36 protein-coding genes are annotated in these 24,702 nt (G+C 51.8%); 21 read left to right on the forward strand and 15 right to left on the reverse strand.

Features of this window, described 5'->3' with window-relative positions:
• The first annotated feature begins 103 nt into the window (after window positions 1-103).
• Window positions 104-1,060: a transcription termination factor Rho gene (rho, locus tag GA0071314_RS07560; protein ID WP_074396071.1), complete on the forward strand. Its 957-nt coding sequence runs from the start codon at window positions 104-106 to the stop codon at window positions 1,058-1,060.
• A gap of 67 nt (window positions 1,061-1,127) precedes the next feature.
• Here the strand turns inward: rho and GA0071314_RS07565 are convergent, their stop codons facing one another.
• Window positions 1,128-2,312, reverse strand: coding sequence for a DEAD/DEAH box helicase (locus GA0071314_RS07565; RefSeq protein WP_074396072.1), 1,185 nt, complete (start codon window positions 2,310-2,312; stop codon window positions 1,128-1,130).
• A gap of 362 nt (window positions 2,313-2,674) precedes the next feature.
• On the opposite strand from GA0071314_RS07565, the gene GA0071314_RS07570 reads away from it, so the two are divergent.
• The 5 genes from GA0071314_RS07570 to GA0071314_RS07590 all read left to right on the forward strand — a co-directional run bounded on the left by GA0071314_RS07570 (window position 2,675) and on the right by GA0071314_RS07590 (window position 4,623).
• A complete protein-coding gene (locus GA0071314_RS07570; RefSeq protein WP_074396073.1) occupies window positions 2,675-3,055 on the forward strand; it encodes an NUDIX hydrolase in 381 nt (126 codons plus the stop codon).
• Between the two features lie 100 nt (window positions 3,056-3,155).
• Window positions 3,156-3,521, forward strand: coding sequence for a nitrilase-related carbon-nitrogen hydrolase (locus GA0071314_RS07575; RefSeq protein WP_082934219.1), 366 nt, complete (start codon window positions 3,156-3,158; stop codon window positions 3,519-3,521).
• Window positions 3,522-3,621: 100 nt separating this feature from the next.
• The gene (locus GA0071314_RS07580; protein WP_074396075.1) at window positions 3,622-3,864 is read left to right on the forward strand and encodes a type II toxin-antitoxin system Phd/YefM family antitoxin; all 243 of its coding nucleotides are present in this window, start codon (window positions 3,622-3,624) and stop codon (window positions 3,862-3,864) included.
• On the forward strand, window positions 3,861-4,124 hold the full coding sequence (locus GA0071314_RS07585; protein ID WP_074396076.1) for a Txe/YoeB family addiction module toxin: 264 nt from the start codon (window positions 3,861-3,863) through the stop codon (window positions 4,122-4,124). Before GA0071314_RS07580 ends, GA0071314_RS07585 begins: the two co-directional genes overlap by 4 nt.
• Before the next feature lie 91 nt (window positions 4,125-4,215).
• Window positions 4,216-4,623 carry a hypothetical protein gene (locus GA0071314_RS07590; protein ID WP_074396077.1) on the forward strand — a complete coding sequence of 136 codons (408 nt, stop codon included), beginning with the start codon at window positions 4,216-4,218 and terminating at the stop codon, window positions 4,621-4,623.
• A 36-nt stretch (window positions 4,624-4,659) separates the two neighbouring features.
• On the opposite strand, the gene soxR is transcribed toward GA0071314_RS07590, so the two are convergent.
• Window positions 4,660-5,142 (reverse strand): redox-sensitive transcriptional activator SoxR, encoded by a 483-nt coding sequence (soxR, locus tag GA0071314_RS07595; RefSeq protein WP_074396078.1) that lies wholly within the window; start codon window positions 5,140-5,142, stop codon window positions 4,660-4,662.
• Window positions 5,143-5,246: 104 nt separating this feature from the next.
• Between soxR and GA0071314_RS07600 the strand changes: the two genes are divergently transcribed.
• From GA0071314_RS07600 to GA0071314_RS07645, 10 genes are all read left to right on the forward strand, one after another.
• Complete coding sequence (locus GA0071314_RS07600; RefSeq protein WP_074396079.1) at window positions 5,247-5,672, forward strand: VOC family protein; 426 nt, start codon at window positions 5,247-5,249, stop codon at window positions 5,670-5,672.
• 305 nt (window positions 5,673-5,977) lie between these two features.
• A complete protein-coding gene (locus GA0071314_RS07605) occupies window positions 5,978-6,403 on the forward strand; it encodes an N-acetyltransferase (RefSeq protein ID WP_074396080.1) in 426 nt (141 codons plus the stop codon).
• A 316-nt stretch (window positions 6,404-6,719) separates the two neighbouring features.
• Window positions 6,720-7,598 carry an alpha/beta fold hydrolase gene (locus GA0071314_RS07610; protein WP_074396081.1) on the forward strand — a complete coding sequence of 293 codons (879 nt, stop codon included), beginning with the start codon at window positions 6,720-6,722 and terminating at the stop codon, window positions 7,596-7,598.
• A gap of 287 nt (window positions 7,599-7,885) precedes the next feature.
• On the forward strand, window positions 7,886-8,329 hold the full coding sequence (locus tag GA0071314_RS07615) for a Replicative DNA helicase (protein ID WP_074396082.1): 444 nt from the start codon (window positions 7,886-7,888) through the stop codon (window positions 8,327-8,329).
• Window positions 8,319-8,804 (forward strand): DUF1456 family protein, encoded by a 486-nt coding sequence (locus tag GA0071314_RS07620; RefSeq protein WP_074396083.1) that lies wholly within the window; start codon window positions 8,319-8,321, stop codon window positions 8,802-8,804. Before GA0071314_RS07615 ends, GA0071314_RS07620 begins: the two co-directional genes overlap by 11 nt.
• Before the next feature lie 52 nt (window positions 8,805-8,856).
• Window positions 8,857-9,375 carry a class IV adenylate cyclase gene (locus GA0071314_RS07625; protein ID WP_074396084.1) on the forward strand — a complete coding sequence of 173 codons (519 nt, stop codon included), beginning with the start codon at window positions 8,857-8,859 and terminating at the stop codon, window positions 9,373-9,375.
• 69 nt (window positions 9,376-9,444) lie between these two features.
• Window positions 9,445-9,822 carry a nuclear transport factor 2 family protein gene (locus GA0071314_RS07630; protein ID WP_082934220.1) on the forward strand — a complete coding sequence of 126 codons (378 nt, stop codon included), beginning with the start codon at window positions 9,445-9,447 and terminating at the stop codon, window positions 9,820-9,822.
• A gap of 59 nt (window positions 9,823-9,881) precedes the next feature.
• Window positions 9,882-10,328: a hypothetical protein gene (locus tag GA0071314_RS07635; RefSeq protein ID WP_074396086.1), complete on the forward strand. Its 447-nt coding sequence runs from the start codon at window positions 9,882-9,884 to the stop codon at window positions 10,326-10,328.
• Between the two features lie 29 nt (window positions 10,329-10,357).
• On the forward strand, window positions 10,358-10,843 hold the full coding sequence (locus tag GA0071314_RS07640) for a RidA family protein (protein WP_082934221.1): 486 nt from the start codon (window positions 10,358-10,360) through the stop codon (window positions 10,841-10,843).
• Window positions 10,844-10,991: 148 nt separating this feature from the next.
• Window positions 10,992-11,540 carry a GNAT family N-acetyltransferase gene (locus tag GA0071314_RS07645; protein ID WP_231896530.1) on the forward strand — a complete coding sequence of 183 codons (549 nt, stop codon included), beginning with the start codon at window positions 10,992-10,994 and terminating at the stop codon, window positions 11,538-11,540.
• Window positions 11,541-11,546: 6 nt separating this feature from the next.
• On the opposite strand, the gene GA0071314_RS07650 is transcribed toward GA0071314_RS07645, so the two are convergent.
• The 8 genes from GA0071314_RS07650 to GA0071314_RS07685 all read right to left on the reverse strand — a co-directional run bounded on the left by GA0071314_RS07650 (window position 11,547) and on the right by GA0071314_RS07685 (window position 16,396).
• Window positions 11,547-11,858, reverse strand: a complete 312-nt coding sequence (locus GA0071314_RS07650; RefSeq protein ID WP_082934223.1) for a type II toxin-antitoxin system RelE/ParE family toxin — start codon at window positions 11,856-11,858, stop codon at window positions 11,547-11,549.
• Between the two features lie 2 nt (window positions 11,859-11,860).
• Window positions 11,861-12,097: an addiction module protein gene (locus GA0071314_RS07655; RefSeq protein WP_074396087.1), complete on the reverse strand. Its 237-nt coding sequence runs from the start codon at window positions 12,095-12,097 to the stop codon at window positions 11,861-11,863.
• A gap of 163 nt (window positions 12,098-12,260) precedes the next feature.
• Complete coding sequence (locus GA0071314_RS07660; RefSeq protein WP_231896532.1) at window positions 12,261-13,205, reverse strand: GlxA family transcriptional regulator; 945 nt, start codon at window positions 13,203-13,205, stop codon at window positions 12,261-12,263.
• Between the two features lie 43 nt (window positions 13,206-13,248).
• Window positions 13,249-13,815, reverse strand: a complete 567-nt coding sequence (locus GA0071314_RS07665; RefSeq protein ID WP_074396088.1) for an isochorismatase family protein — start codon at window positions 13,813-13,815, stop codon at window positions 13,249-13,251.
• Window positions 13,816-13,974: 159 nt separating this feature from the next.
• Complete coding sequence (locus tag GA0071314_RS07670) at window positions 13,975-14,718, reverse strand: class I SAM-dependent DNA methyltransferase (protein ID WP_074396089.1); 744 nt, start codon at window positions 14,716-14,718, stop codon at window positions 13,975-13,977.
• A gap of 179 nt (window positions 14,719-14,897) precedes the next feature.
• Window positions 14,898-15,086: a YrhK family protein gene (locus GA0071314_RS19875; RefSeq protein WP_082934225.1), complete on the reverse strand. Its 189-nt coding sequence runs from the start codon at window positions 15,084-15,086 to the stop codon at window positions 14,898-14,900.
• Window positions 15,086-15,538, reverse strand: coding sequence for a carboxymuconolactone decarboxylase family protein (locus tag GA0071314_RS07680; RefSeq protein ID WP_074396090.1), 453 nt, complete (start codon window positions 15,536-15,538; stop codon window positions 15,086-15,088). Before GA0071314_RS07680 ends, GA0071314_RS19875 begins: the two co-directional genes overlap by 1 nt.
• A gap of 51 nt (window positions 15,539-15,589) precedes the next feature.
• The gene (locus GA0071314_RS07685) at window positions 15,590-16,396 is read right to left on the reverse strand and encodes a helix-turn-helix domain-containing protein (RefSeq protein WP_074396091.1); all 807 of its coding nucleotides are present in this window, start codon (window positions 16,394-16,396) and stop codon (window positions 15,590-15,592) included.
• 220 nt (window positions 16,397-16,616) lie between these two features.
• On the opposite strand from GA0071314_RS07685, the gene GA0071314_RS07690 reads away from it, so the two are divergent.
• Entirely contained in the window at window positions 16,617-17,024 is a 408-nt protein-coding gene (locus tag GA0071314_RS07690; protein WP_074396092.1) for a DUF4019 domain-containing protein, read from the forward strand.
• A 14-nt stretch (window positions 17,025-17,038) separates the two neighbouring features.
• Here the strand turns inward: GA0071314_RS07690 and GA0071314_RS07695 are convergent, their stop codons facing one another.
• Window positions 17,039-17,239: a hypothetical protein gene (locus GA0071314_RS07695; RefSeq protein ID WP_096297978.1), complete on the reverse strand. Its 201-nt coding sequence runs from the start codon at window positions 17,237-17,239 to the stop codon at window positions 17,039-17,041.
• A gap of 352 nt (window positions 17,240-17,591) precedes the next feature.
• Between GA0071314_RS07695 and GA0071314_RS07705 the strand changes: the two genes are divergently transcribed.
• Both GA0071314_RS07705 and GA0071314_RS07710 read left to right on the forward strand, forming a co-directional pair.
• Window positions 17,592-18,965 carry an NfeD family protein gene (locus GA0071314_RS07705; RefSeq protein WP_074398477.1) on the forward strand — a complete coding sequence of 458 codons (1,374 nt, stop codon included), beginning with the start codon at window positions 17,592-17,594 and terminating at the stop codon, window positions 18,963-18,965.
• Between the two features lie 54 nt (window positions 18,966-19,019).
• The gene (locus GA0071314_RS07710; RefSeq protein WP_074396095.1) at window positions 19,020-19,808 is read left to right on the forward strand and encodes a slipin family protein; all 789 of its coding nucleotides are present in this window, start codon (window positions 19,020-19,022) and stop codon (window positions 19,806-19,808) included.
• A 26-nt stretch (window positions 19,809-19,834) separates the two neighbouring features.
• Here the strand turns inward: GA0071314_RS07710 and GA0071314_RS07715 are convergent, their stop codons facing one another.
• Window positions 19,835-20,440 carry a YqaA family protein gene (locus tag GA0071314_RS07715; protein WP_074396096.1) on the reverse strand — a complete coding sequence of 202 codons (606 nt, stop codon included), beginning with the start codon at window positions 20,438-20,440 and terminating at the stop codon, window positions 19,835-19,837.
• 13 nt (window positions 20,441-20,453) lie between these two features.
• Window positions 20,454-21,269 (reverse strand): DUF1206 domain-containing protein, encoded by an 816-nt coding sequence (locus GA0071314_RS07720; RefSeq protein ID WP_074396097.1) that lies wholly within the window; start codon window positions 21,267-21,269, stop codon window positions 20,454-20,456.
• Window positions 21,270-21,441: 172 nt separating this feature from the next.
• Between GA0071314_RS07720 and GA0071314_RS07725 the strand changes: the two genes are divergently transcribed.
• Window positions 21,442-22,272: an AraC family transcriptional regulator gene (locus GA0071314_RS07725; RefSeq protein ID WP_074396098.1), complete on the forward strand. Its 831-nt coding sequence runs from the start codon at window positions 21,442-21,444 to the stop codon at window positions 22,270-22,272.
• A 10-nt stretch (window positions 22,273-22,282) separates the two neighbouring features.
• On the opposite strand, the gene GA0071314_RS07730 is transcribed toward GA0071314_RS07725, so the two are convergent.
• On the reverse strand, window positions 22,283-22,882 hold the full coding sequence (locus GA0071314_RS07730) for a LysE family translocator (RefSeq protein WP_074396099.1): 600 nt from the start codon (window positions 22,880-22,882) through the stop codon (window positions 22,283-22,285).
• A gap of 150 nt (window positions 22,883-23,032) precedes the next feature.
• On the opposite strand from GA0071314_RS07730, the gene GA0071314_RS07735 reads away from it, so the two are divergent.
• Window positions 23,033-23,737 carry an aspartate/glutamate racemase family protein gene (locus tag GA0071314_RS07735; protein WP_074396100.1) on the forward strand — a complete coding sequence of 235 codons (705 nt, stop codon included), beginning with the start codon at window positions 23,033-23,035 and terminating at the stop codon, window positions 23,735-23,737.
• A gap of 14 nt (window positions 23,738-23,751) precedes the next feature.
• On the opposite strand, the gene GA0071314_RS07740 is transcribed toward GA0071314_RS07735, so the two are convergent.
• Window positions 23,752-24,672: a glutaminase gene (locus GA0071314_RS07740; protein ID WP_074396101.1), complete on the reverse strand. Its 921-nt coding sequence runs from the start codon at window positions 24,670-24,672 to the stop codon at window positions 23,752-23,754.
• Window positions 24,673-24,702: the final 30 nt, after the last annotated feature.

A 24,702-nucleotide genomic window follows, 5' to 3' on the forward strand; every position in this document is an offset into this window, starting at 1 on the left:
ACGTTCACTCGTGAAATACAGTGATGCTGCAAGCCCAATATCATTATCAAAGCACTGCCATTATTATATAAATCCATATTATTCAAGGCGATATATCAATATTATGACGAGAAAAACATTAGGCTTGAAAACAAAAAGGCAGGTAGACGCCAAACCAACCGATAACGTTGAAGATCAATTCCCTAATGATCCCGAAAAACGGTTTTTAAATGGCGTCGCTATTCATCCTTCCCCACGCATTGTTTTAGCGCCTGGTTCTCAGCAGCGTACGGTGCGAGCGATGGATTTGATTACGCCCATTGGGATGGGGCAACGAGGGTTGATTGTGGCGCCGCCAGGCTCTGGCAAAACGACGATGTTAAAACATATCTGTCAGGCTGTGGCCGAGGCTCATCCTGACATAAAGCTGTATGCCTTGCTGATTGATGAGCGCCCTGAAGAAGTAACCGATTTTAAGCGCAGTGTGTCGGCAGAGGTACATGCCTCGTCGTCAGACGAGACCTACACACACCATGTGCGTATGGCCGATAAGCTGCTTGAGACGGCGCGTAAGCAGGCAGGCGAGGGGCATGATGTGATGATCTTGATCGATTCGCTTACCAGACTTTCGCGCGTTCACAATGCCGAGCAGCGGGGCAACGGTCGCACTATGTCGGGTGGGCTGGATTCCCGAGCGATGGAAATACCGCGAAAACTGTTTGGCGCTGCGAGAAAGATCGAAAACGGCGGATCGCTGACCATTCTGGCCACCGTGCTGGTGGATACGGGAAGCCGCATGGATCAGGTGATTTTCGAGGAGTTCAAGGGCACCGGCAATATGGAGCTCGTGTTGTCCCGCGACGTGGCCAATCAACGGATTTTCCCGGCGATCGATATTGCCAAAAGCAGTACCCGTCGAGAAGAGCTTTTGATTGATGAAATAGATATTGAAAAGGTAAGGACATTGCGTAGAGCGTTGACAACGCTTAAGCCAGTCGAGGGCGCGCAGAAGTTGCTTGGGTTATTGGAGAAGTATCCCACTAATGCTGAGTTGTTAGATGCTTTTTTACCCGCCTCGTGACATATCTATAATCAACAAGCCCACCTCTTAAAAAGGTGGGCTTGTTTGCTAAGTATTAACGAGAACTTTATTTATTATAGTTCAAGTTTGACGCGGGTACTGCTTTTTTAACCGGAAAGCCTGCAATTTCTTTGCGCTCAATCGTATTTTTCAAGCGCCTTTCAATAGCACAAAGATTTTTAAAGTCACTGATGTCTACAAGCGAGATGGCTTCACCTGAGGCACCCGCACGGCCGGTTCGGCCAATACGGTGTATGTACTCTTCGGGCTGGAAAGGTAAATCGTAATTCACCACACGGCTCAGCTCACCAATATCCAAACCCCGTGCGGCCACCCCGGTGGCCACCAGGTACTTGAGTTCGCCCGTTTTGAACTGAGTTAACACCTGTTCGCGCATGGCCTGGCTTCTGCCGCCATGAATGGAATCCGCTGCGATGCCGCGTTTTTCCAGTTGGGCAACCAGCTTGGCCGCACTGTGTTTTTTCTCGACAAAAATAAGTGCCTGATCCCACGCTTGCTCGTTGATCAAATGGCTCAGTAAGGCGGATTTGGTGTCTTTGTCTACCGTGATCAGCCACTGTTTGATCGTGGCGGCGGCGCGGACGTTGGGCGTAATGGCGATGTCAGCCGCCAGGCTGGTCATCTTGCTGTCTGAAAAAGCGTTGGCGATGGCGCGAACGTCATTGGTCATGGTGGCCGTGAACAACAGGTTTTGACGGTTTTCAGGCAGGCGCACGATGATTTTATGGATGTCATCGACAAAACCCATGTCGACCATTCTGTCCGCTTCGTCCAGCACCATCACTTGTAGCTCATCAAAGTGCAGCGCACGCTGATGCGCCAAATCCAGCAGTCTGCCCGGTGTGGCGACCAGAATATCCACGCCTTCGACTAAGCGCTCCTTTTGCGGCGCGGTATCCACGCCGCCATACGCGGCCATCGAAGTTAAGGGCGTGTGCTTAGCGTATTGAGCCACACTGGCTTCGACCTGAACTGCCAACTCGCGGGTCGGTACCAGGATCAGCGCACGTATGCGTTTGCCGCGCAAGGTTTCTGCGTTACTGAAGCGTTCCAGAAGCGGCAGCACAAAGGCAGCGGTTTTGCCTGTGCCGGTTTGTGCGGTGGCGATCAAGTCGTTACCCGAAAGAATGGCAGGAATGGCTTGTTCCTGGATGGGCGTGGGCGTTTTGTAACCGAGCTCGGTAATCGCTTGAACAAGAGGACTGGATAATCCTAGTTTTGCAAATGGCATAAGGCGCTCTGACAGGATGGTCGTAAGGGGTGTCGAAAATAAAAAGTGGTGCAGTATAGCGCGAGAGCCGCCGATGTACGCGTAAAAGGCATTGGTGCAATGTGTGGCCCATGCCCTCAAAGGACACAGCAAGGGGGGACAAAAGTCGAGGTAAACGAACAGAATGGGCAGGCGCTAGGTTTTTACCAGCATATTTGTTTTAAAGTGACCGTAACTCCCCAGTCGAGGAGCAGGGTATAGCCTATCCGTTGCTGCATATGGCGCTTTGAAAATTTAACAAGGCCTGCTATCGCGACGTATTTTTCGTTACGGGCTCGCCTTCACCACAAAACCGCGCAAGCCGGCGGCGTTAGAGGTAAAAAATGTTTCCTGTTTCAATCAAAGGTGTTCTTTTAACTCAAAGGTTTGAGTGCGTTCTCGCACTTAATGATAGAAACGAGTGGGAGCTGCCAGGAGGTCGCATTGAGATCGGTGAGAGCCCAGAGCTGTGTCTGCAACGAGAGTTTTACGAGGAGTTGGGTATTAGCATCAATGCTGATCATCTTCTTGACACATACCTCTTTGAGGTTATTCCAGGCCGACATGTCTTTATTGTCACCTATGGTTGTTCGCTGTCAGGGACCTTTTCACCTGTTGTGAGTGAGGAGCATATCGAAATCAAGGTATTTCCAGTTGAGTCACTTCCCGCCAATCTGCCCTCTGGCTATCGCCGCTCAATCGAATCATGGCATGCAAAGCTTTAAGTCGATGTCTGAAAATGGAGTGATCAGCACAACCTGCTCATCAATGCTGACATGCCGATGAGCATTCACATTTTATGCCACGGTATGAGCAGCTTTTGCGCTGGAGAGAGGCGGCTTTAAACTGGCACCTGGCATTTGTTACAAGTCGTTTCAAATGAGCCATGCTGATGAATTGGCCGCATTGTCTACTGAGATTCACTTAGCCAGCGTTGCTAAACCCGCATGCGGCTTGGCTAAGGCCATGGCTCATTATCCAGCCGTAGCGCGTCGACATCATATGAGTGTGATCATGGCGAATTGTGTTGGGCCGAGCGATAACTTTATCAGCGTGGGCCAGTCGGCGGTTTGGAGTGTGCATGGAGAGCTACTGGCCCAGATGGATGCTGAGTCAGAGGGGTTGGTTGTGCTAGACACCGCTAGCGGACGTGCGAGTGTGAAGCACTTGGCTAAAAAACGCTTTAGCTAACGCTTCCTCGAATAATGCCATGGGTCTTTTGACGTCCGTCTTGACGTACGTACCTAAAGGCGTACACTCAATCGAAAGTTAAACATTCAAGAGGTGCGTCATGACCGGAATCACAGCGACTGAGGCGCGCAGCAACCTATATCGGCTGATTGATGAAACGGCCGAGTCCCACCAGCCAATCGTCATCATGGGTAAGCGGAACAAAGCCGTCTTGGTATCCGAGGAAGATTGGTCAGCCATTCAGGAAACACTTTACCTGCTCTCCGTACCCGGTATGCGGGAGTCTATTCGTGAGGGGATGAATTCCCCTGTGGATGAATGCGATGAGGAGCTGGACTGGTGACATGGAAGTTGGTTTACACCAAACAAGCCCAGAAGGACGCAAGGAAGTTGGCCTCCAGCGGCCTCAAGCCAAAAGCTCAGGAATTACTGGCACTGATTGCAGAAGACCCTTACCGTAAGCCGCCTCCGTTTGAGAAGCTTATTGGTGATCTTGCAGGCGCCTATTCACGGCGCATAAATATCCAACATCGTATGGTCTACCAAGTGCTTGAGGATGATCGAGTGGTGAAAGTGCTCAGGCTGTGGAGCCACTACGAATAAAACGTAAACAGCTGCTGTTGCATTATCTGCCGAGTTTTACTTGGCAGCGTTGCCAAACCCGCTGGAAGTCTTGCAAAGGCCATGGCGCATTATGAACCCCGTCATTCAAGAAGAAATATCCGGCTGCGGCATTGCGGCATGCGCTGTGCTTGCAGGCATTACTTATGCGCAAGCGAAAGAGACAGCAAACGCTTTGGGTATCCATGCCGAAGACACAGCGCTTTGGTCAGACACTGAGTACGTACGTAAACTTTTACGTGCGTTCGATATAAAGGCTGCGCCCACGGAGACGCCATTCGACAGCTGGGAGAGTCTGCCAGACAAGGCGTTGTTGGCGATCAAATGGCGGATGGAGCAGGGCAGGCCTTTCTGGCATTGGGTGGTGTTTGTCAGAAAGGAAGCGGATGTGGTGGTGCTGGATTCCAAAAGAGCCTTGAAAACAAACACCCGCCGCGATTTTGGGCGCATCAAACCCAAGTGGTTCATCCGTATAGATTGAGGCTTGATGGTGATTATTCACGGTTGCTATTAATGGTTACGAGCTAGCGTTAGGTTGCTGTTCGGCTCTCGCTTTTTGCTCAGCTTGATCCAGAAGCACCGCACCGCTACCCGATTCGGCCAGTTTGTCGTCTGGGTTATAGAGCGGGCAGTTGGTCATGCTAAGGCAGCCACAGCCGATACAGCCCGCCAGGTTATTGCGCAGCTTTTGTAGATAGGCAATACGGCCATCCAGCATCTGCTGCCAGTTTTTTGAAAGCTGCTGCCAGTCTTCAACCGTCGGCGTGCGGTTATTGGGTAGTGATTCAAAGGCCTGCTTTATCTCTTCCAGACTGACACCGACTTTCTGCGCGGCCTTGATCACCGAAATCCGCCTCAGCACTTCTGGTTTATAGCGGCGCTGATTGCCCGCATTGCGCCAGCTATGGATTAGCCCCTGCTGCTCGTAAAAGTGCAGGGTGCTGACGTTAATCCCGCAACGCTTGGCGACCTTGCCAACACTCCAGACAGTTTCTGCCATGACTCACCCCTGAATATTTTTTGCCATTTTTCCGCAAAAAGCGCTTTACATCAAGTTAAGTTGAGGTTTTATCCTGCCATTTCACTTAACGCAAGGAGACGCTTATGTACTTGGAACACGTTAATCTGGTGGTTGCTGATATGGATGCCATGCTGAAATTTTACCGCGCTGTATTCCCACACTGGCGGATACGCGATGAGGGCCATGGCGAGTGGTATGGCAAGCCACGCAAATGGATCCACTTTGGAGACGATGATCACTACCTGGCGTTAAGCGATCATGGCGAAGGGGAGAACCGTGATTTGAAAGGCCATAGCGTTGGGCTGGCCCATTTTGCTTATGTAACCGATAACCTCGACGCCGTTGTCACTCGATTAAATAAAGCGGGGTTTGCTGTTGCTAAACCCGGCTCCCCAGAGCCGTTTCGTAAAAATGTCTATTTTGTCGATCCGGCTGGGTTTGAAGTGGAATTCGTCGAGTATCTGAGCGATATACCAGCTGAACGAAATTTAAACCAAGATGCCCAGTAATAAGCAGGCCAGCACCTCCGCAGGTGCTGGCCCATGATAGGTTTAGATCTTAAGCGCCATACAATACCCTCTGAATAATCTGCTAAAATTCTGGAGCTTCCGGTGTGGTGGAAGCAAAAAAGGCTATGAGCAAGTGACGAGAGGCCTTAATCCAGGGGAAGGGTCAGATCTACCCTGACGAGGGCAAGACATTCCAGCCTTATTTTTATGCAGCTAACTGCCTTGGAGGTACCAACCTATCCCAGGGGTCGCCAGTTTTTTCAGTAACGTCTTTGGCGCAGTTGACCATCAGTAGGAACATCTAGATGATTCGCAAATACCGAGAGTCAGATATTGATCAAGTGTTGGATATCTGGCTTTCAGCATCGATTAAAGCTCACGCCTTTGTTGGACCAGCGTTTTGGAAGTCAAAAGTTAGCGAAATGCGCGATGTCTACATCCCTGCGTCGGAGACTTATGTATATGAATCTGACGGGCAAGTCGCTGGATTTTATAGCCTCTATGGAAATACGTTAGCTGCGATTTTTGTGTCTCCAAGTTTACAGGGGACGGGGATAGGCTCTGAGTTGATGGATGATGCCAAGAGCAGAAGGGAGTGTTTGCAGCTCAGTGTCTACAGCCAGAACGCTCCCGGTATCAATTTTTATAAGCAGCATGGCTTTATTTCACTGGGTGAGCAGATTGATGAACAAACTGGCCACCCTGAGTTCATCATGGAGCATTACTGCTAACAACGCATAGAGGTCAATCAGTTAAGAGGCACCGATTTGGTATGGGATCCAGCAGGATTGCTTGAAGAGGCAACGGCATCGCAAGTGTCTGTCCACCTCCATCTGTCTTCATCAGGCTTATGGGCACGAGAATCAGATAGTTGCGTAAGGCTACATTTCGTCCCATGACTATAAACGCGAGGACGATAAGGTTTTAGCGGCTCTCGCTGCTAAAATCAGGCAAATGCTTAAACCCAGTCTGGCATGGTGATGCCCGCTTTAACTATGCATCGTGCTGGCGTCATGCAAAACATTACCAGTGCGAGGTACCACGACCATGTTTGACGATTTTGAGAAGCGCCGTATCCAAACCGGAGACGCCGAGATATTCGTATGCAGCGGCGGGTCTGGTCCACCGCTATTGCTGTTGCACGGTTACCCTCAAAATCACGTGATGTGGCATGCGGTGGCATCGCAGCTGCGCCATCATTTTACGCTCGTGGTACCCGATCTTCGGGGCTATGGCGAAAGCAAGGGGCCAAAACCCGATTCAGAACATATGCGGTATTCCAAGCGCGCCATGGCCCAAGACATGGTGGAGGTCATGTCGGCGCTTGGGTATGAGCAATTTCTGCTCGCGGGCCACGACCGGGGCGCACGCGTGGGCTACCGGCTAGTCCTTGATCATCCCGAGCGAGTATTGCGGTTTGCTGCACTCGATATCGTCCCGACCCTTGAGGTGTGGGAACGAATGAATAAAGATGTCGCCATGCGTACCTACCACTGGCCATTTCTTGCTCAGCCTGCTCCCTTGCCCGAGCGATTGATTGGCCACGATCCTGAGTTTTATTTGCGTCACCTGCTGGCGAAGTGGGCAGGCCAACGGGAGGCTATCACTGCTCCAGCTTTGGCCGAGTATATTCGGCACTTCAATAAACCTTCCGTCATTGAGGCAACGTGCGAGGACTACCGAGCGGGCGCTACGGTTGATCTGGAGCATGACCGGGCGGATCGCAATGCCGGTCGCCGGATTCAATGCCCGATGCTGGTCGTCTGGGGCAGGGGCTTCCTCGCAGGGCAAGCCGAGTCGCCGCTTAGCGTCTGGCGTGATTGGGCGGATGATGTACGGGAAGTCGCTCTAGACTGCGGGCATTTCGTGGCGGAAGAAGAACCGGACGCATGCGCCGCCGCGCTTCACGATTTTTTCGCTGAATAGGCGCATCATGGGTTCGCGAGCCACTGGGTAGTTTTGACGCTATGACGCTGTGACATCATAACGTCAAGACGTTACCGGCTTCGGCAAGGGGTATGCCGAATCATATATGAGGTGGTAGATGAGCTCCTTGTCGTCACGGTGGTGAAGGTGGGATATCGAAAACATGTCTACAAACAAAGCTAACGAGGCCATGCAATAGCGTTGCACTTGGAGGTTGAAACCGCCCGGCGTTAATTCTATTGAACGTTAATTTAAATTTTATTTATTTTATTAAAAGGTCATCAATAATGATTAACACCAAAATATACAAGGCCGTCTACGAACTGGCGGAAAAGCTGATGAAGGCCGCCGCTAGGGACGATAGAGAAACATTTGAGGCGCTGTATGCCGAGCTGCGGGCGATTTGCACTGAGAACGAAAATACCGATAAAGACCACCCGGAACAATGGGAGACGCTGGCTGATTTTACCGAAGAGCTGGAAGACGCGCTGCCGATTTACCAAAAGGCGCTCGATAAGGCCATTGCCAAGCCATCGAATGACCATATAGCATCAATCGGTTTGTCCATGGCGACGTTGCAAGTTGAAGCGGGCCAAACGGACGCGGCTATCGCCAATTTGCAGCGTGCCCAAACCAGTGCCCAGGGCATTGAAGATGACGAGCTGAAAGCAGAAATCGACGAGTTTCTTGAAACACTAACTACCGGCCAGGAACCCCATTTTGACCAATAACGATATTTTTCGCCGCATCCGTTATACCTTTGATTTAAAAGATAACACCATCGTGGATATCTTCGCCTTGGCAGAGGTCAGCGTGAGCCAGCCACAGGTAACCGCCTGGCTGAAAAAGGATGACGATGACACCTTTGTTGCTATGAAGAACAAAGAGTTGGCGGCGTTTTTGAATGGGTTTATCAGCTTTAAGCGTGGCAAGCGTGAAGGCCCGCCGCCCGCGCCGGAAGCACAGTTGAACAACAATATGGTGTTCCAGAAGCTGCGCATTGCTCTGAACATGAAGGCCGAAGATGTGTTAGCGGTTTTTGAGCGGGTCGGGCTGCCGTTGAGCAACCATGAGCTCAGCGCCTTTTTCCGTAAGCCAAGCCATAAAAATTACCGTGAGTGCAAAGACCAGATGCTGCGCAATTTCTTGCTTGGCATTCAGCGCCAGTTGCGGCCAAACCCTAACGGTTCAGACTCAGATGTCTGACTTTCGCTACGTCAAAGTCGCCAGCGTGCTTTAGGGTTAAAAGGTTCACCATATGGCCAGAAATATTGAGATCAAAGCTCGTATCGGCAATATCGAAGTGCTCGAATCTAAGGTGGCTAAGATCGCTGATAATGGGCCAACCGAGATATTGCAAGACGATATGTTCTTCCAATGTGAGGCCGGGCGACTGAAGCTTCGGGTGTTTTCAGAAAAGCACGGAGAACTGATTTTTTACCGGCGCGAGAATCAGGCTGGGCCGAAAGAATCGTTTTATGTTCGCTCGCCAACTGATGAACCTGAAACATTGAGAGAGACGCTTTCGCTGGCCTATGGTGTAGCTGGTCGTGTTCGGAAACATCGCACGCTGTATCTTGTTGACAGGACACGTATACATCTCGATAGGGTGGAGGCCCTTGGGCACTTTCTTGAACTTGAAGTGGTACTTGCCTCCAGTGAGTCATCACAGGTCGGTGTTGAGATCGCACACCGCCTATTGAACCAGCTCGGTATCGAGTCATCCCAGCTCATCGAAGCCGCTTATGTCGATTTGCTCGAGGAAAAGGGGAGCTAAGTATTCAGTCTAAGGCTCTAAACAAGGAGCCGCGCAGGTCGGTGAGTTCAGACGTTAAGGTAATTGGCTATGGAGATCGAAGCGGATCTGATAGAAAAAGAAAGAGCCTTGCTCAGCTTTGAGGTGCGCAGTTCACCGGCGAAACTGCGTTCTTTGTTGTCCCCAGATTTTTTGGAGATCGGAGCATCAGGCGATTTTTTCGGGTTAAACAGTGTTCTTGATAGTTTGCCGCACGAGTCCGCGTGGTCGGCTGTATCTCAGGACTTTGAACACAGGAGATTGAGCTCTGATCTCATTCAGCTCTTTTACCGGGTTGCGATCAGTCGTCAAAACGGCTTAATGACAAGCTATTCTCGGCGAACGTCAATATGGAGGAAAGAGGGAAACGAGTGGAAAATGGTTTACAACCAGGGTACGGCTATTTCTCCTTTTGACTTTCATTCTTAATTCGTCGATCCAGCGGGCGTTACACACTTCAATTTTTAAAATTGATAGGAAATAAATCTATGGAACTTGCTAACGTAAATAAAGGAAATATCGATGATCTTTATGACTTAAATGCCAAGCTTGCCGAATCTGAAAAGCAGAGGCATCTTTTTACTGCTGATAGAGAAAGCTATGCCGACGCTTTTTTAGCTACTACGCCTGCTTGTTTTGGGTCTTTAGCTTATCAAGACGAACAGCCCGTTGGTTTCTATATATATAATTTTAAGTTTGCCAGTTACATCGCTTCACGTGTTCTTTATGTTGAAGATATGTACTTAGTCGATGGATTTGATACTGATGAAAATAAAAAGTTGCTTCTGCAACATGCGGTGAGAAGATCACAATCTGAAAAGTGCTGTAGAGTCGAGATGCGCGTTCTTAAAGCGTTTAATCCTGGATATGGTCTTATAAAAAGCGTTGGCTTCAGTGAGATTACAAAATGGGATGTCTATCGTCTAGATCTTTAACCCTCAATAGCATAGATGTGGAGTCTGTAATGAAATCAACCGTAGAAGAGTGTATCCGCTCATTGGGCTTGGAACTACCCGTCGTTACCACGCCAAGGGGCAACTTTCGTTCCTATATAATTTCGAACAATATGCTCTATCTGTCAGGTAAGGGCGCTCCGTTGCGAGAAGAGGGAGTGGCTGTCCCAAAAGTGGGGCAGGAAGTGACTATTGAGCAGGCCCGAGCCTACGCTCAAGAGGTTGGCCTGTATCTCCTCGCACTCATCAAAGAAGCTCTAGGAGACTTTGATCGGGTTCAACGTGTTGTGAAGATGTTTGGTATGGTTAACGCTGATCCCAACTTTACTTCTCACACTGAAGTCATCAACGGTTGTTCCGACCTGTTTGTTACTGTGCTTGGTGAGCGCGGTGAGCATGCACGCTCTGCCATTGGTGTTGGATCACTGCCGAAGGGGTTTGCTGTGGAGATTGAAGCCATCATTGAGTTTTCTTCGCCACACGATCGCCATGCTTAACCTCTTCATTGAAATGCACCCACGTCTGGTAACTGCTTAACCAAACGTCGAGGGCTTAGGCGCAGTAAAGGCACACTCCTCACGACAATCAATTGTGTTCGGAGCTAGCACGTACCGAAGCATCATCAACAAGGAGGAAATGGTGCAGATGTGCGAAACGGAAAGACTATTTATACGGACATTATCCCTAGATGATGTTCCTGAGTTGACCGCTATCCTCAGCGATCCTGAGGTGATGAAATACTCGATCCGAGGCGTTTGCGATGAAGCGGCGACGCGGCGGTTTATTGAATGGTGCTTGGAAATCTATGCAGCTCACAGTATCGGGCCGTGGGCCTTAGTAGAGAAGGTTTCCGGTAAGCTTGTCGGCTTTTGCGGTGTCAGCCCCGAAAAGGTAAATGGTGTTGAGGAAAGCGGGCTAGGGTATCGGCTAGCCAAACAGTACTGGAGCAAAGGCCTAGCGTCGGAAGCCGTGCAAGCGGTACTCCATGAGGCATTTAATCAAAAGCAGCTATCGTCGGTGGTTGTTATTATTGAGCCTGAGAATATTGGGTCACTAAAAGTGGCAGAGAAAGCAGGGTTTTCTACTTTCGACACTATTGAATTTCATGGTCGCCTAGTGAGGCTGTACCGGTTAACGTCACAGCAGTGGAGTGCACTTGATACTCATGAGATGAAAGCAACAATTGCGCGATGAGTAGCATTAAGGGCTGACCCGATTATGCCAGTAACCCGGCTTTCTCGAATGATGGGCGAAGGCAACAATAGTAATTGCTTGGTTATTAACAACAGTCACAAGGGAAAAAGGAAATTGTTGAAGGATCAAACGCTTTGCGCCAAGTTTGCTTGCTTGACCTAATACAGGAACTATTGGTGGGTTGGGTGCGCTTAGCTTTTTGGTCGCTTGTTCAAAGGTATCAATAAGTTGTTCACCAAGCCCAGGCGATTCGAGTTCATACCAAGCTGCGGCTTCCATCAGCTCTTCAGCAGCTTCTGGGCTAACCTTCACCCTCAAAATTAGTTCCTTATCCGAGCTCGGGCACGTTCAAGAGCTTCGCTTACTTCTAACGACTTGGTTTTGCCAGATTCAAGATTATTGACTCTGCGACATATCTCCTCGTCCCAGGCTTCCGATACACTGATTTCAGCCATACCATCCAAGCTTGCGACCAAATCATGAGCGAGTTTGGCCCGTTCCCTCTCCGATAGGGTCATTGCTTCACTCGTGATAGTCTCAAGTTGCGCTGTATTCATTTATGTACCAAGCCTTGTGAAACGGCAATATCAAAATCATGCAGTAAATTACATCTGATGACAAGGCCATCAAGCTACAGTGAAATCAGCCGTCTGGGGTACATTTTCAGCTAATGTTGAACGGCAAAAAGAGATTCTGGAGTAACGCTGGATAAACCATTTATCAAAGTAGCTGGGAGCGCCGCCACACGCTAGGCGGTGCTTTTTCCTGGCGAACCCAACTGCGCCTTAGCTGACGCTCGTCACCGAATCCGGAGGCTTCGGCTATACGTGCTAGCGTCCAGGTCGTTTCGGTCATTAACGCTTTGGCTCGCTGCAGGCGCAATCCCATGATGTAGTCGCCTACCAGCATGCCGGTAAGACGTTTGAATTGGCGCCGGAAATGACGCTCGCTCATGGCGGCCTGAGCCGCCAGCGTTTCGATAGGCCACCTTTGAGAGGGCGCGGCGCAGATGGCATCTTGAACGCGATGCAGCCGTTCATCTACATGATTACGACCCTCAAGCCAGGCCCCCAACTGAGGCTCCTGACCACTACGGCGAAGATACAGCACCATTTCCCGTGCTACTGCCAGAGCCAGCGAGTGACCACAAGTCTGGGTAAGCCAGTACAGCATGGTATCGATCCCGGTTGAGATCCCTGCGCTGGTTAAATAGCGGCCATCTTCGATAAAAATACAATCGCTTTGCACCTTGGCCTTTGGAGCTTTGGTCTGTAACTGTTCGATTAGCGCGTGGTGGGTGGTACAGCGTCGTCCTTCTAATAGGCCCGCGTCTGCCAGCAATAATGTACCCGAGCAAACGGTCATCAGTGTATCCGCATAGCAGGCATTCGTCTTGAGCCAAGCGACGCACTCTTGCTGCGCCAATGGCTCAAGGCTATTGCGATACTGCCCTGGAATCAGCAGTAGATGTTGAGGCGGTAGCTGCTCCGGTAACGGGTCAATGCCGCTAAGGGTTAGTGGCCCTAACCACTGCATGGCTGCTTTGGGGCCGATATAGCGCACCTGAACGTCTATCGAGAGCCGGTCTGCACACTGCAAAACCTGAAGCGGGCCAATCAGATCAAGCGGCACCTGGCCGGGCATCATCAGTACTGCAATCCGCAAGGTTGTGACTCTTTCCGATTGCAGCTGGCTATGTCGTTGCTCTTCACTCACACGTATTTTGCCATTCGTTGATCATGTCTTGTGTATTGATAATACGCGCAAAGCGGTCTTCCAGTACCAGTTCGGTGCGCGCCTTAATATCATCGGCTGACCAGGTGATACCGTGGCGCGTCATGGGAAAGGCTAGGGTAGCATCGCTGATAAAGTCGACGCTAAACCCTAAATCCGACGCCACTCGGGCGGTGGTTTCACAGCACTGCTCGGTACGAATACCGCTAATGGCCAGCCGTTCAATGCCGCGCTGCCGTAACCAGCCTTCAAGCGAGGTGTCGGTGAAGGCGTTATGAACCCGCTTATGAAAGCTCACCGCCGCTTCATCATCAAAATCGTCGAGCGGACGAATCAGGCCATTCTCAGGGTCAAAAGTTCCTTGGCTGCCAGGCTCTTCATGCAGAATACGGACAACGGGAATTTTGTTTGCCTGTGCGGCGTTCAGCACTGCACGCTGCTTGGGACGCCATGCCTGAGCCAGCGATTCTACCCAGTAATCGCGGGCGGGGAAGGAGGCTTGGACATCAATTAATAACAAGGCGGTTTTAGGCTGGGTCATGGCTAATCTCATCGTGTTGACGTGAGGCTATAGATTAGCGTTTATATATTTTGCTAACGATGCGTTGCTCGGTCACAAAGGGGACAATTTCGGCCATATGCAGACAATGTCTTCTACTAATAGCACGATAAAGGGGTGATTCTCAGGACCAAGTGAGGTCTATTTCTTCACACAGACAAAAATAGCGTTTCCGGAGGTAGTGTCCCAGGGAATGATTTTGTCGTAATTGTGTTCGAATATATGAACCTCGAAGTAGGGTTCTAAAAGCGTAACTAACTGCGCAAAGCTCACTGCCACCATGGTGTGTTCATCGTTCCAAACCTGCGTGGCGGCGGCGTTGGTTTTTTCAATGCTCAATCTCAATGACTGTTTTTCACCCTGGCCGCTGTAGTGCCAGCCGGAGCGGAAGGTAAACGTATCGTCTGCCCGCTTGGCGGTGTGCTTAACAAACAGGTCGTTATCGATCTGCTGCTTATCTACCCCGTTAAAGTAGAAAACGCCGCCCGTTGTTAAGGCGCGGTGGGCGCTGGCAATGCACGCTTTAAGCTTTTCAATACCGTCGTTGTAGTGGATCGAGTATAAAAAACAGGTGATTAAATCGAGCGGTTCGCTAACCTCGAATGCGCTCATGTCTTGCAGGGTGAACTGAGCTTCCGGGCATCGGCTGGCAGCCATGTCCAGCATTGGTTGATTGATATCCAGTCCGCGGCTGGCGTAGCCAAAATCCATGAAATGGCGCACGTGGGGGCCAGTGCCACAGGCGAGGTCAAGGTGGCGTGAGCCTTCATTACCGAAAAGCTGGTGCAGCCGCCGGATGGCGTTGCTTTGGGCGTGATAGTCGATGTCAGCGCACATCAAATCGTAGTAGCCGGAAAGGTCGGTATAGAGTGCATTGACGGACATGGTCGCCTGAACGGTGGGGAACTTGGGTGGCGCATAGTAAACGAGCGGGGTGGGTTTGAGAAGTAACCCGCTCTATTGGCTGGTGCGTCATGTTTAGAAAAAACGCATAGCGAATCGACGTTATGCGTTTTTTCAGTATTGCGCCCTACCTTGGGATGCCGCACCCTGTGTGTGCGAAGTTATTGTCTGTTTTTTATATTTATTAGATAAATAATAAACATGATCAACGACCCCGCTATAAAGCACCAGACGCCGAGTGTTGCGTAGACCGCAAACATTGGCAGGAACAGGAAACTACCGAAGAAAAAGCACAAGCTGGACAAGATGCCTAGCAGGTTAGGGAGCTGTTGGCGCAGCGTCATTACCATCAATTTATCTCCGGCGTGAACTGAAAACTTACCGATATCCGGTTCCAGCTGTTCATTTCCAGTATGACGCTGGTGAGTTCCATCATACCTTGCTCGCCAAATGCGGTTATTGCGTTTTGATAGTCGTCATCGCTGACCATTTCCTGGCTGATGAGTGTGAGGGCTTCTGCCCAGGCAAGCGCGGCACGCTCTTCTTCATTAAAGCAAGGTGCTTCTCGCCAGGCGGGTAATACGTCCAGGCGCGCCTGGCGTTCGCCATCGTCTCGGGCCTCTTGGCTGTGCATATGCTGGCAGTAACAACAGTGATTGATTTGTGAAACGCGTAAGTTAACCAGGTGAATTATCGTTTTATGAACGGCTGAATCTGACGCGACTTTGCCTAAGGCATGAAGATGCTTAGGTAGGCGAGGGCACAGACGGTAAACGGATTCAGGGGATAGGCGTTGCAGCATGAGAATGCTCCGGTTAATAAGTTGAGAAGCCAGCTTAAAACCGGAAAACCTTCACGCCTTGTAAATTTGCGACAATTTGCGCTTTCGATAAGCTGCTGGGGTTTCATAGGTGAATTTATGAAAGGCGTGAGAAAAATGCGCTTGGTCGAAGTAGCCGCACTGTAGGCCTATTTCCGCGAGGGGAAGGTGGGGATTGTTAACTAACAGCTGGCGGGCATTATACATTCGGGCATAACCCACTAAATGGCCGGGTGAAACGCCTACTTCTTTCTTTAATTTGCGTTCCAGCGTGCGCCGAGTAAATCCCAGGTTGGCCATTAGCTGCTTCGGGGGCAGTTGTAGCCTGCCAATTTCTTCAACCAGGTTTTGAGTACGGCTAGTGCTGGGTGATTGGCATTCCAACTGGCTAAGCAGCCAAGCCTCTAGTAAGGCAAGGCCCTTGGCTGCATTAACCTGGTAAAGACGCTCGACCAGCGGCATCAGGCTATCCAACCAGGGCGGTTTATCATCAATGCCCAATGAGTGATGGGTATCTGAAAACTGTTGTGGCTCCAAGCCCAGCAGAGCAAAGGCACCTGCCGCTTTGAATCGAATGCTTAAACAGGTTTCCGCTGGGTTAAACGTCTCAACCAGGGTGCTTTTATTAAAGCAAAACGTAATAATTGGCTGGGTGCTGGCAAGTTTGATTGTAAGGCTGGAGCCGGCGTCGGGATAGAGCTTTCCTGTTTGGAGTGGAACAACGCTGCCTTGCCCGGCCATAGACCAAAGGCATTGCACCCAAGGGCGAAGGCGTTCGTCGGGTAAGCGCTGCTGCAAATTCAAACAGGCGGCGTTGCTGGGCAGGATAAATAAAGCCATGGCTTCAACACGCTATCGTTGATGAAAAAAGCTTCATCGCATAGCCCTTATTAAACCTTAAAGCCATAAGCTGGGGAAGTGCAGCTACGTTCGCATGAGTAAATAGACCGAACTGATATTGGCAGATCTTACAAATTCCCTAAAGAAACCCCGCCCATTTCCGATAACTCTCTATAGGACGAATTTACACGATCGTTACCCAACGTCATGAGAGCCTGCCATGCCCAACATCTTGCGCTTTATCATTTCGGCGGCGCTGCTGTCTCTCAGCTCGCATGCCTTAGCCAATACCGACGCGGCGGAAGCTGCAGCGCTTGCCTGGTTAGAAGCGATCGATAACGGTAATTTCGAACAAGCCTGGGAAGCGGCGTCGCCGATATTAAAAGCGCCGCTGTCTCAAGGTATGCTGGCCCGCACCATTGAGCTTGTACGCCGGGATTTTGGCAAGGTGTCGTCTCGCCAGAGGATGCGTGCCAGCCGCGAAACGTCTATGCCCGGCGCGCCGAGTGGCGACTATATCGTGTTTACCTTTCAAACCGGCTTCGAGAATAACGAGCGTCGGGTTGAGACCGTTACCCCTCATCTTGAAGACGGTACCTGGCGGGTGAGCGGCTATTACGTGGAGTAGTCTTAATCTGCCAGCTACCAGCGCTGTGCTTTTTTGCACTGCCTGACGATATGCTGCCGCTGTTGCTGAAGGCTTGCCCAGCGATTGGCAGGTAAACCCGCGCGCTCAAGTGCAAGTTGAAGGTCGACGCTTTCAGCAAGTTCGCTGATGGCGTCGCACAGTCGCGTAATTTCTCGTTTTATAAACGGGTAGCTGAGTTTGCCCATGGCCGCCATGGCTTGCCCGTCGCGCGGCAAAAGCTGTTGAGCAAGGTTTATTTCCCGATAGGGATAAAAATGCCAAGTTGTCGACCAATTGAGATTATTTTCCCTATAAGGAAAATAATGGTATGGCAACTAGTGGTATGAACTTCATTCGTGCATCAAGGTTACTGCCCGGCGCGTCTTTCTTCGCCCTAATCATTACGAAACCCACTACAAATGCTACGTTGAAAGTGGAACCTAATGGCGATATCGGTTGTTCAAAAAATATACAAAGGGTCATTTTTGTAAACAGAAATGATGGCGCAATGGTTGCTTGAAAAAGCGGCTCGATAAGGGTTTCAAGGTGCTAGCGCGGGGTGCTGATATGCGAAGCCTTTCATACAAATCCCCTTGGCTGTGGCTATTGCTGGCAGGCGTGCTGATGCTGGCACTGTCGTTCACCTGGCAGGCCATGGCACAAACGTCATCGCGTAACGCCTTGGTTATGAAGGTTGAAGGTGCCATTGGCCCCACCACGAAAGATTATCTTGAGCGCGGCTTGCGCCAGGCCCGCGAGCAGGGCAGCGAAGTGGTCGTGGTTGAATTAGATACGCCTGGCGGCTTGGTTGATACGACCCGCGATATGATCCGTGAAATGCTCAATGCCGATATCCCGGTGGTAATGTATGTCTCCCCTAACGGTGCGCGGGCGGCAAGCGCGGGCACTTACCTGATGTACGGTAGCCACGTGGCGGCGATGTCGCCTTCTACGCATTTAGGCTCTGCCACGCCGGTGCAGATGGGTGGCTCTGGCTTTCCAGGCAGCGCTGATGAAGAAAACGAAGATGCCGATGGCCAGCGTGAAGGCGAGAGTGGCAGCGCAGGCAGCGCCATGGAACGCAAGGTTATGGAAGATGCGGTGAGCTTTATCCGCAGCCTGGCCGAGCGCCACGACCGCAACGCCGATTGGGCCGAAGCGGCGGTGCGCGAGGCGGTAAACCTCACCGCCAGTGAAGCGCTGGAGCAAAACGTTATCGACGTGGTGGCAAGCGATATCGATGACCTGCTGAGGCAAATTGACGGTATGAGCGTGGTCATGGAGCGCGGCGACCATACGCTTGAAACGGCTGACCTCGCCATTGAGCGCTTTGACCCGGATTGGCGCACCCAAATGCTCTCGCTGATTACCAATCCCACCATCGCTTACTTCTTGTTGATCATTGGCTTTTACGGGCTGATCTTCGAGCTTTCAAGTCCTGGAAGCCTATTCCCGGGCACTATCGGTGTTATTTCGTTGCTACTGGCGTTGTTTGCCTTTCAGATGCTACCGATCAATTATGCCGGCCTGGCTCTCGTCCTGGTGGGCTTGGCATTAATGGTGGGCGAGGCGCTAATGCCCAGCTTTGGTGTGCTGGGAGCGGGCGGTATTGCCGCCTTTGTACTGGGCTCGATCATGCTGATGGATGCCGAATATCTCCCCATTTCGCTAACGTTAATCGGTGGCGTGGCGCTGGTGTCCGGCGGGTTGATGTTGTGGACGCTGACGCGCTTTGCAACGCTGCGCAAACGTCCCGCACACACAGGGATGGAGCAGTTGATTGGCGCAAGTGCCATTGCCTTGGAAGACTTTGAGACTCACGGCCATGTGCGCCTGCACGGTGAGCGCTGGAATGCGGTGAGTAATGTACCGATCAAGCAAGGCGATGAGGTGAAAGTGGAGCGCCTTAAGGGCTTGACGGTCTTCGTGTCGCCCCCGTAGCGCCTGCCTGCCGCGGGTTGTATATCACAGACCAATTGCTAGATGAGGTGCTCTATGTTGCTTTCATATTTAGTCCCTGTCGTGCTGGTGGTGTTGCTGGTCGCTGCCTCCATTCGCATTTTGCCGGAATACAAACGCGGCGTGGTGTTCTTCCTGGGCCGTTTCCAGACGGTGAAGGGGCCTGGTCTGGTCATCGTGATCCCCGCCATTCAAAAGATGCAGGTGGTCGATCTGCGGGTGATCACCATGGATGTGCCCGAGCAGGATGTGATCTCTCAGGATAACGTCACGGTGAAGGTCAACGCCGTGCTTTACTTCCGCGTGATTGACCCGGAAAAAGCAATTATTCAGGTCGAGAATTACACCCAGGCGACCAGCCAACTGGCGCAGACCACGCTGCGTTCGGTGCTAGGCAAGCACGACCTGGATGAAATGCTCTCCGAGCGCGATAAGCTCAACGACGATATCCAGGAAATTATCGATACCCAAACCGATGCCTGGGGCATCAAGGTGGCGAATGTCGAGATCAAACACGTGGATCTGGATGAGAGCATGATTCGGGCGATTGCCCGCCAGGCCGAGGCAGAGCGCGAGCGGCGTGCCAAGGTGATTCACGCCGAAGGCGAACTACAGGCTTCCAAGAAGCTGGTTGAGGCAGCCAACGTGATGCAAGAAAACTCCGCCGCGTTGCAGCTACGCTACCTGCAAACCATGAGCGATATGAGCAACAAGAACGCCTCGACGATCTTCTTCCCGCTGCCCATGGACATCATGGAGGCCTTCAAGGATATGAAGGCTAAGCACATGCCGCCCACATCGGGCACAAAACAAGACGACGCGTAAAGGCTCTTTGCGGGTGGAGTAGGGGATTATGACATCACCAAGCCCGCCAGTGCTTGCATGCCTAATGCCACCGCAAGCACTGCCAAACCGGCCACTAAGCTGGTGATAAAGGCATGGCGCTTCCATAGGTGGATGACGCGGCTACCAAAGCGGTAGACCAGCCAAGCCAGCCCGAAGTAGCGAATGCCGCGCGCGATCAGGGCCGCGAGGGCAAACAGAAGAATAGGGTAGCCGGATAGCCCTGCGGTAATCATCGCAACCTGAAAGGGAATAGGCAAAATCCCCAGGGTGAGAATAGCCACAAACCCATATTGGTCAAAAAAGTCTTGGAACGAGGCGTAAGTGTTCTGCATGCCCATGGTCTCGATAAACCAGCTACCTATCGATTGAAACAGCACCATGCCAACGCCATAGCCAATCAGCGATGCCGTAAGGCACCCGACGGTGGCCGCCGTAGCGATTGCCCAAAGGCGTGATTTATTGATTGCCATCAGCGGGATTAATACCAGCTCAATGGGGATGGGCAGAATGATGGTTTCCAGAAAGGAAAGTATTCCCAGCAGCCAGAGCATATGCCGGGAATGGTTTAAGCGAACCACCCATTGCTTAACGCGTGTTGATGCAAAAGCCATACTGGACGCTCTATTAGGAAGGGTCGACGCGGCGATAAATAGCCGCCAGTAAGCTATAGCAACCAAACGCCAGTAGGCCAATCGCAACAAACCCAAACAGCCATTGCCCGTAGGCTTGGTCCCGTAATGTGCCTAACGCCTCTGCCGTTCCGCCTGCTTCGTTGGGGTCAAATCGATAGGCGGCGATGATAAAGAAGCTACCCACGATCACAAATACGAGCCCACGGACCACCAGGCCGAAACGACATATCGGATAGGCCCATTTTTGGGTTCGCGAGGGCATGGCGAAGTGCTTGTCAAACTTGGCTTTGTAGCCTTTAAACGCGTGGGCGATGCCCGCGCCGATGATGGCGATGCCTACGGCAGCCACCAACCAGCGGCCAAAGGGTTGTTGCATAAGCCAACTGGCAACGCCTTCCGACCCACCGTTGGAGCCTCCTGAAGAACCCGAGGATAGAAAGCGGAAGATGAGGCTGGCGGCAAAAAATGCCAATAATATATGGGTCACGGCACTGACCAATAAGCCTGAGCGAATCACCACGCCTTTGACGCTGGTGCCGTGCTGGTCAGGGTCTTTGAAGGCTTGTATGCAGCGCCACATGGCGTACCCGAGCAGGCCGACGGCGATAATGCCCAACATCACCTTGCCGAACGGGGCGCTCAGCACCGTTTCCAGTGCGCCGCGGCTACCTTCCGCCTGGCCACCCTGACCAAAAGCGGCGAGCGCCGCTAGGCCGCCAACAAGAACGTAAACTAACCCGCGGGAAGCGTAGCCCATGCGGGCAAAGGCGCTAATAGCGTCGTGGTGGTCGGGCGAGCTGCTTGCCATGGTGTCCTCCTGACAAATAAGGCGGTTGCCAATCATCCATAAGCAACTTAAACGAGCGGCGACTATACTGAGTCTGCGTCGTGCTATTGTCTAGCGTAGATTAAGCACGACATGCTGACTAATTAAACGGGTTAAGCCTCTGTATTTTCTTTTATCACTGTTTGAGTAGTGCATGAATCCACCGTCTTCTCCTCTTTTCTGGCGCGATAAGCGCATGCCCCATGTGGAACTGCGTAAAATTTGCGACGCACGGCAAGTCTGCTATGCGCCTCACAGCCATGTGCATTGGTCGCTTGGCGCCGTTACCACTGGCAGAAGCACCTTTAGCTACCAAGGTACGACGTATCAGATTAGCGCAGGTGACTTGGTGATGATGAATCCCCATTGGGTACATGCCTGTAACCCCATTGAGAATCAGCCGTGGGCATACCTGATGCTCTACGTTGATACCGCATGGTTGAGTGAGCTGCGATATCAGATGGGTTTGCTTGAAGCACCTTGCTGGCAGGATATTGCCACCGCTGTGATTACTCAGCCCGAGCTTTTTGCACAATATTGCGATATGGCGTCATGTCTGCTGGACGAGCGTCGTGCTATTGAGGATAAGCAAGTGGTACTAACCGGGTACCTGTCTAGAATTATGCAGATCCTTGCCCAAGAATCTCCCGCGGCATGGCCAACATCTTCCGACACGCTAGAGCAGGTTGCCGTCTATTTACGTAATAATTGTACCGCAGACATTTCGCTTGAAAGTTTATGTCAGCAGTCTGGTTATAGTGCAGGCTACCTGATTCGCGCATTTAAACATCAATACGGGCTAACGCCCCGTGCCTATTTGATCAATCAACGCATCCAGTTAGGGCAACAAGCCCTCAAGCACGGTCAACCTATCGTTGAGGTAGCCCTTAATGCGGGCTTTAATGATCAACCCCACTTTCAACGAACGTTCAAGAAACTAGTGGCGGCCACGCCAAATCAGTATCGCTTTCCGCTGCTCGAATAATATAAGTAACTCAAAATAATAGAAATATTGCGCTGGCGGCCAGGCAAAGAGCCAGCGTGCGGTTAATCGTTAGCAGGATGAACGGGCGGTGAATATAGCGTTTGAGAAAGGCGCCTGCGTATACCCAACTGGCAAGCGATAGCCAACAAATAGGCAGGTAAAGGCCAGCGAATAGCCAAAGCTGGTAGGGTTCGTTGCCGCTGGTATAAGCACCAATGCCAGCGGCAGACGCCAGCCATGCTTTGGGATTAAGCCACTGCATCATGGCGCCTGCCATAAACCCGGGTGCTTTATCGGTGCCTTGCTCATGCAAGCGCCCATCGTGCTGCAAAAGTTGATAGCTGAGGTAAAGCAAAAACAGGACGCCCGCTAAGCGTAAGGTCTCATCCAGCATGGGTACCATATCCAGCAGCGAGTAAAGCCCTGCGCCAATGCCTAAAAAAAGCGCAACAAACCCCAGCGTGGCACCGGTTACAAATATAAGGCCCTGACTAATGGGGTGGTTCGTGCCGCTACTCAAGCAAACGATGTTGACCGGCCCAGGCGAAATCGACGCAGCAAGGGCAAATGCGGACATGGGTAAAAGCAAGGGCAGTTGTAAAGCGTTCATTGTGGTCCTCCTTGGTAGTGCAAGAAGTTTGCAGTGGTATGTGGCTAGTAGATTGAACAAAATTGATCTGCGAATAGATTTTTAGCTAATGTTAAGTATCTTTAATGCTGGCAATGGCGCTTTGAATTTATCGCAAGGAGGCAAAGGGTTATGAAAACTATCGGCTTGCTCGGAGGGATGAGCTGGGAGTCCACGCAGACCTATTATCGTTTGCTCAATCAAGGGGTTGCGGAGAAACTGGGGGGCTTTCACTCGGCGAAGCTAGTGCTCTATAGCGTGGATTTTGCCGAGATAGAAACGCTTCAACGCGAAGGCGACTGGGAGGCCATGGCGAGCATTCTGGCCAATGCCGCCTGCTCGCTGGCGGCAGCGGGCGCTGATTTTCTGGTGATCGGCACGAATACCATGCATAAGGTGGCCGCTGAGGTGGAGGCAGCGTCAGGTTTGCCGCTTTTGCATATTGCCGAGGCAACCGCCGATATTCTGGCCCAGCAGGGAGTGGACCGCGTTGGCCTGTTAGGCACCCAGTTCACCATGGAGCAGCCCTTCTACCGGCAGCGACTGGAAGCGCGGGGGATAGAGGTTATCGTGCCTGAGACCGAACAGCGTGAGGCGATTCATCGCGTGATTTATCAGGAGCTCTGCCGGGGAACGATCAACCCCACCTCGAAAGCAGCTTATCTGGACGTAGTGGCGACGCTTGCAGCGCGTGGCGCGCAAGGCGTGATTTTAGGCTGCACCGAGATTGGCTTGTTGATTAACCAGAGCGATACGCCGGTCGCGCTTTTTGACACCACCGAGATCCACGCCCAGCGTGCGGTGGCCTGGGCGCTGGCTGATGAGGTGGCGTCTTAAGCCTCGCTGTTAGTTTAGTGGCCAAACACCGACCAGCCGGTTCGCTGCACAAACATTTCGAGCGCTTGGGTGCCTAGCAAACTGTTGCCGTAGGCATCCAGCCCCGGTGACCATACGGCAATAGAGCCCTGGCCTGGCGCGATGGCCAGTATGCCGCCGCCCACACCGCTTTTACCGGGCAAGCCTACGCGAAAGGCGAATTCACCAGAGGCGTCGTAGTGGCCACACATCATCATCAGCGAGTTGATCCGGCGAGCGCGCTGAGGCGCGACCACTCGGATACCGCTGGGCTTGTTGATGCCATCCGAAGCCAAAAATAATCCCGCATGGGCGAGCTGCTCACAACTCATGGCGATGGCGCACTGGTGAAAGTAGGTGCCCAGCACCTTATCGACATCATGACGTAAATGCCCAAAGGCTTTCATGAAATGCGCTAACGAGGCGTTTCGGTCGCGGTGTGCCATTTCCGACGCCGCGACGGCGTGGTCAAAGTAGATGCTTTCATCGTCGGCGATATAGCGTACAAAGTTAAGGATCTCAGCCAGTGTTTCTTTGGGCTCATGCCCCATCATGATCGCATCGACCACCGCAATGGCCCCGGCATTGATAAACGGATTTCGCGGTTTGCCGCTTTCATGCTCTAGCTGAACGATCGAGTTGAAAGGGTCACCCGAGGGCTCGCGACCCACTTTTGACCACAGTGAGTCACCCGCTTGCCCCAGCGCAATGGTTAACGTAAATACCTTGGAAATGCTCTGGATGGAGAAGGGCGTGGTGGCACAGCCCGCCGAATACACCTTGCCATCCACGGTGGCGAGCGAAATGGCAAACTGCTGCGGGTCAACGTGACCCAGTTCGGGGATATAGTCGGCTACTGTGCCACGCTCCTCTGCTTTCGCCATGGTGGCTGCAATGTCGTCGATTAAGGCTTGCATGGGGGGATCGTTACCGTCAGTTGAGGCGGA

The organism is Halomonas sp. HL-93, from assembly GCF_900086985.1.
Lineage (GTDB): Bacteria > Pseudomonadota > Gammaproteobacteria > Pseudomonadales > Halomonadaceae > Vreelandella.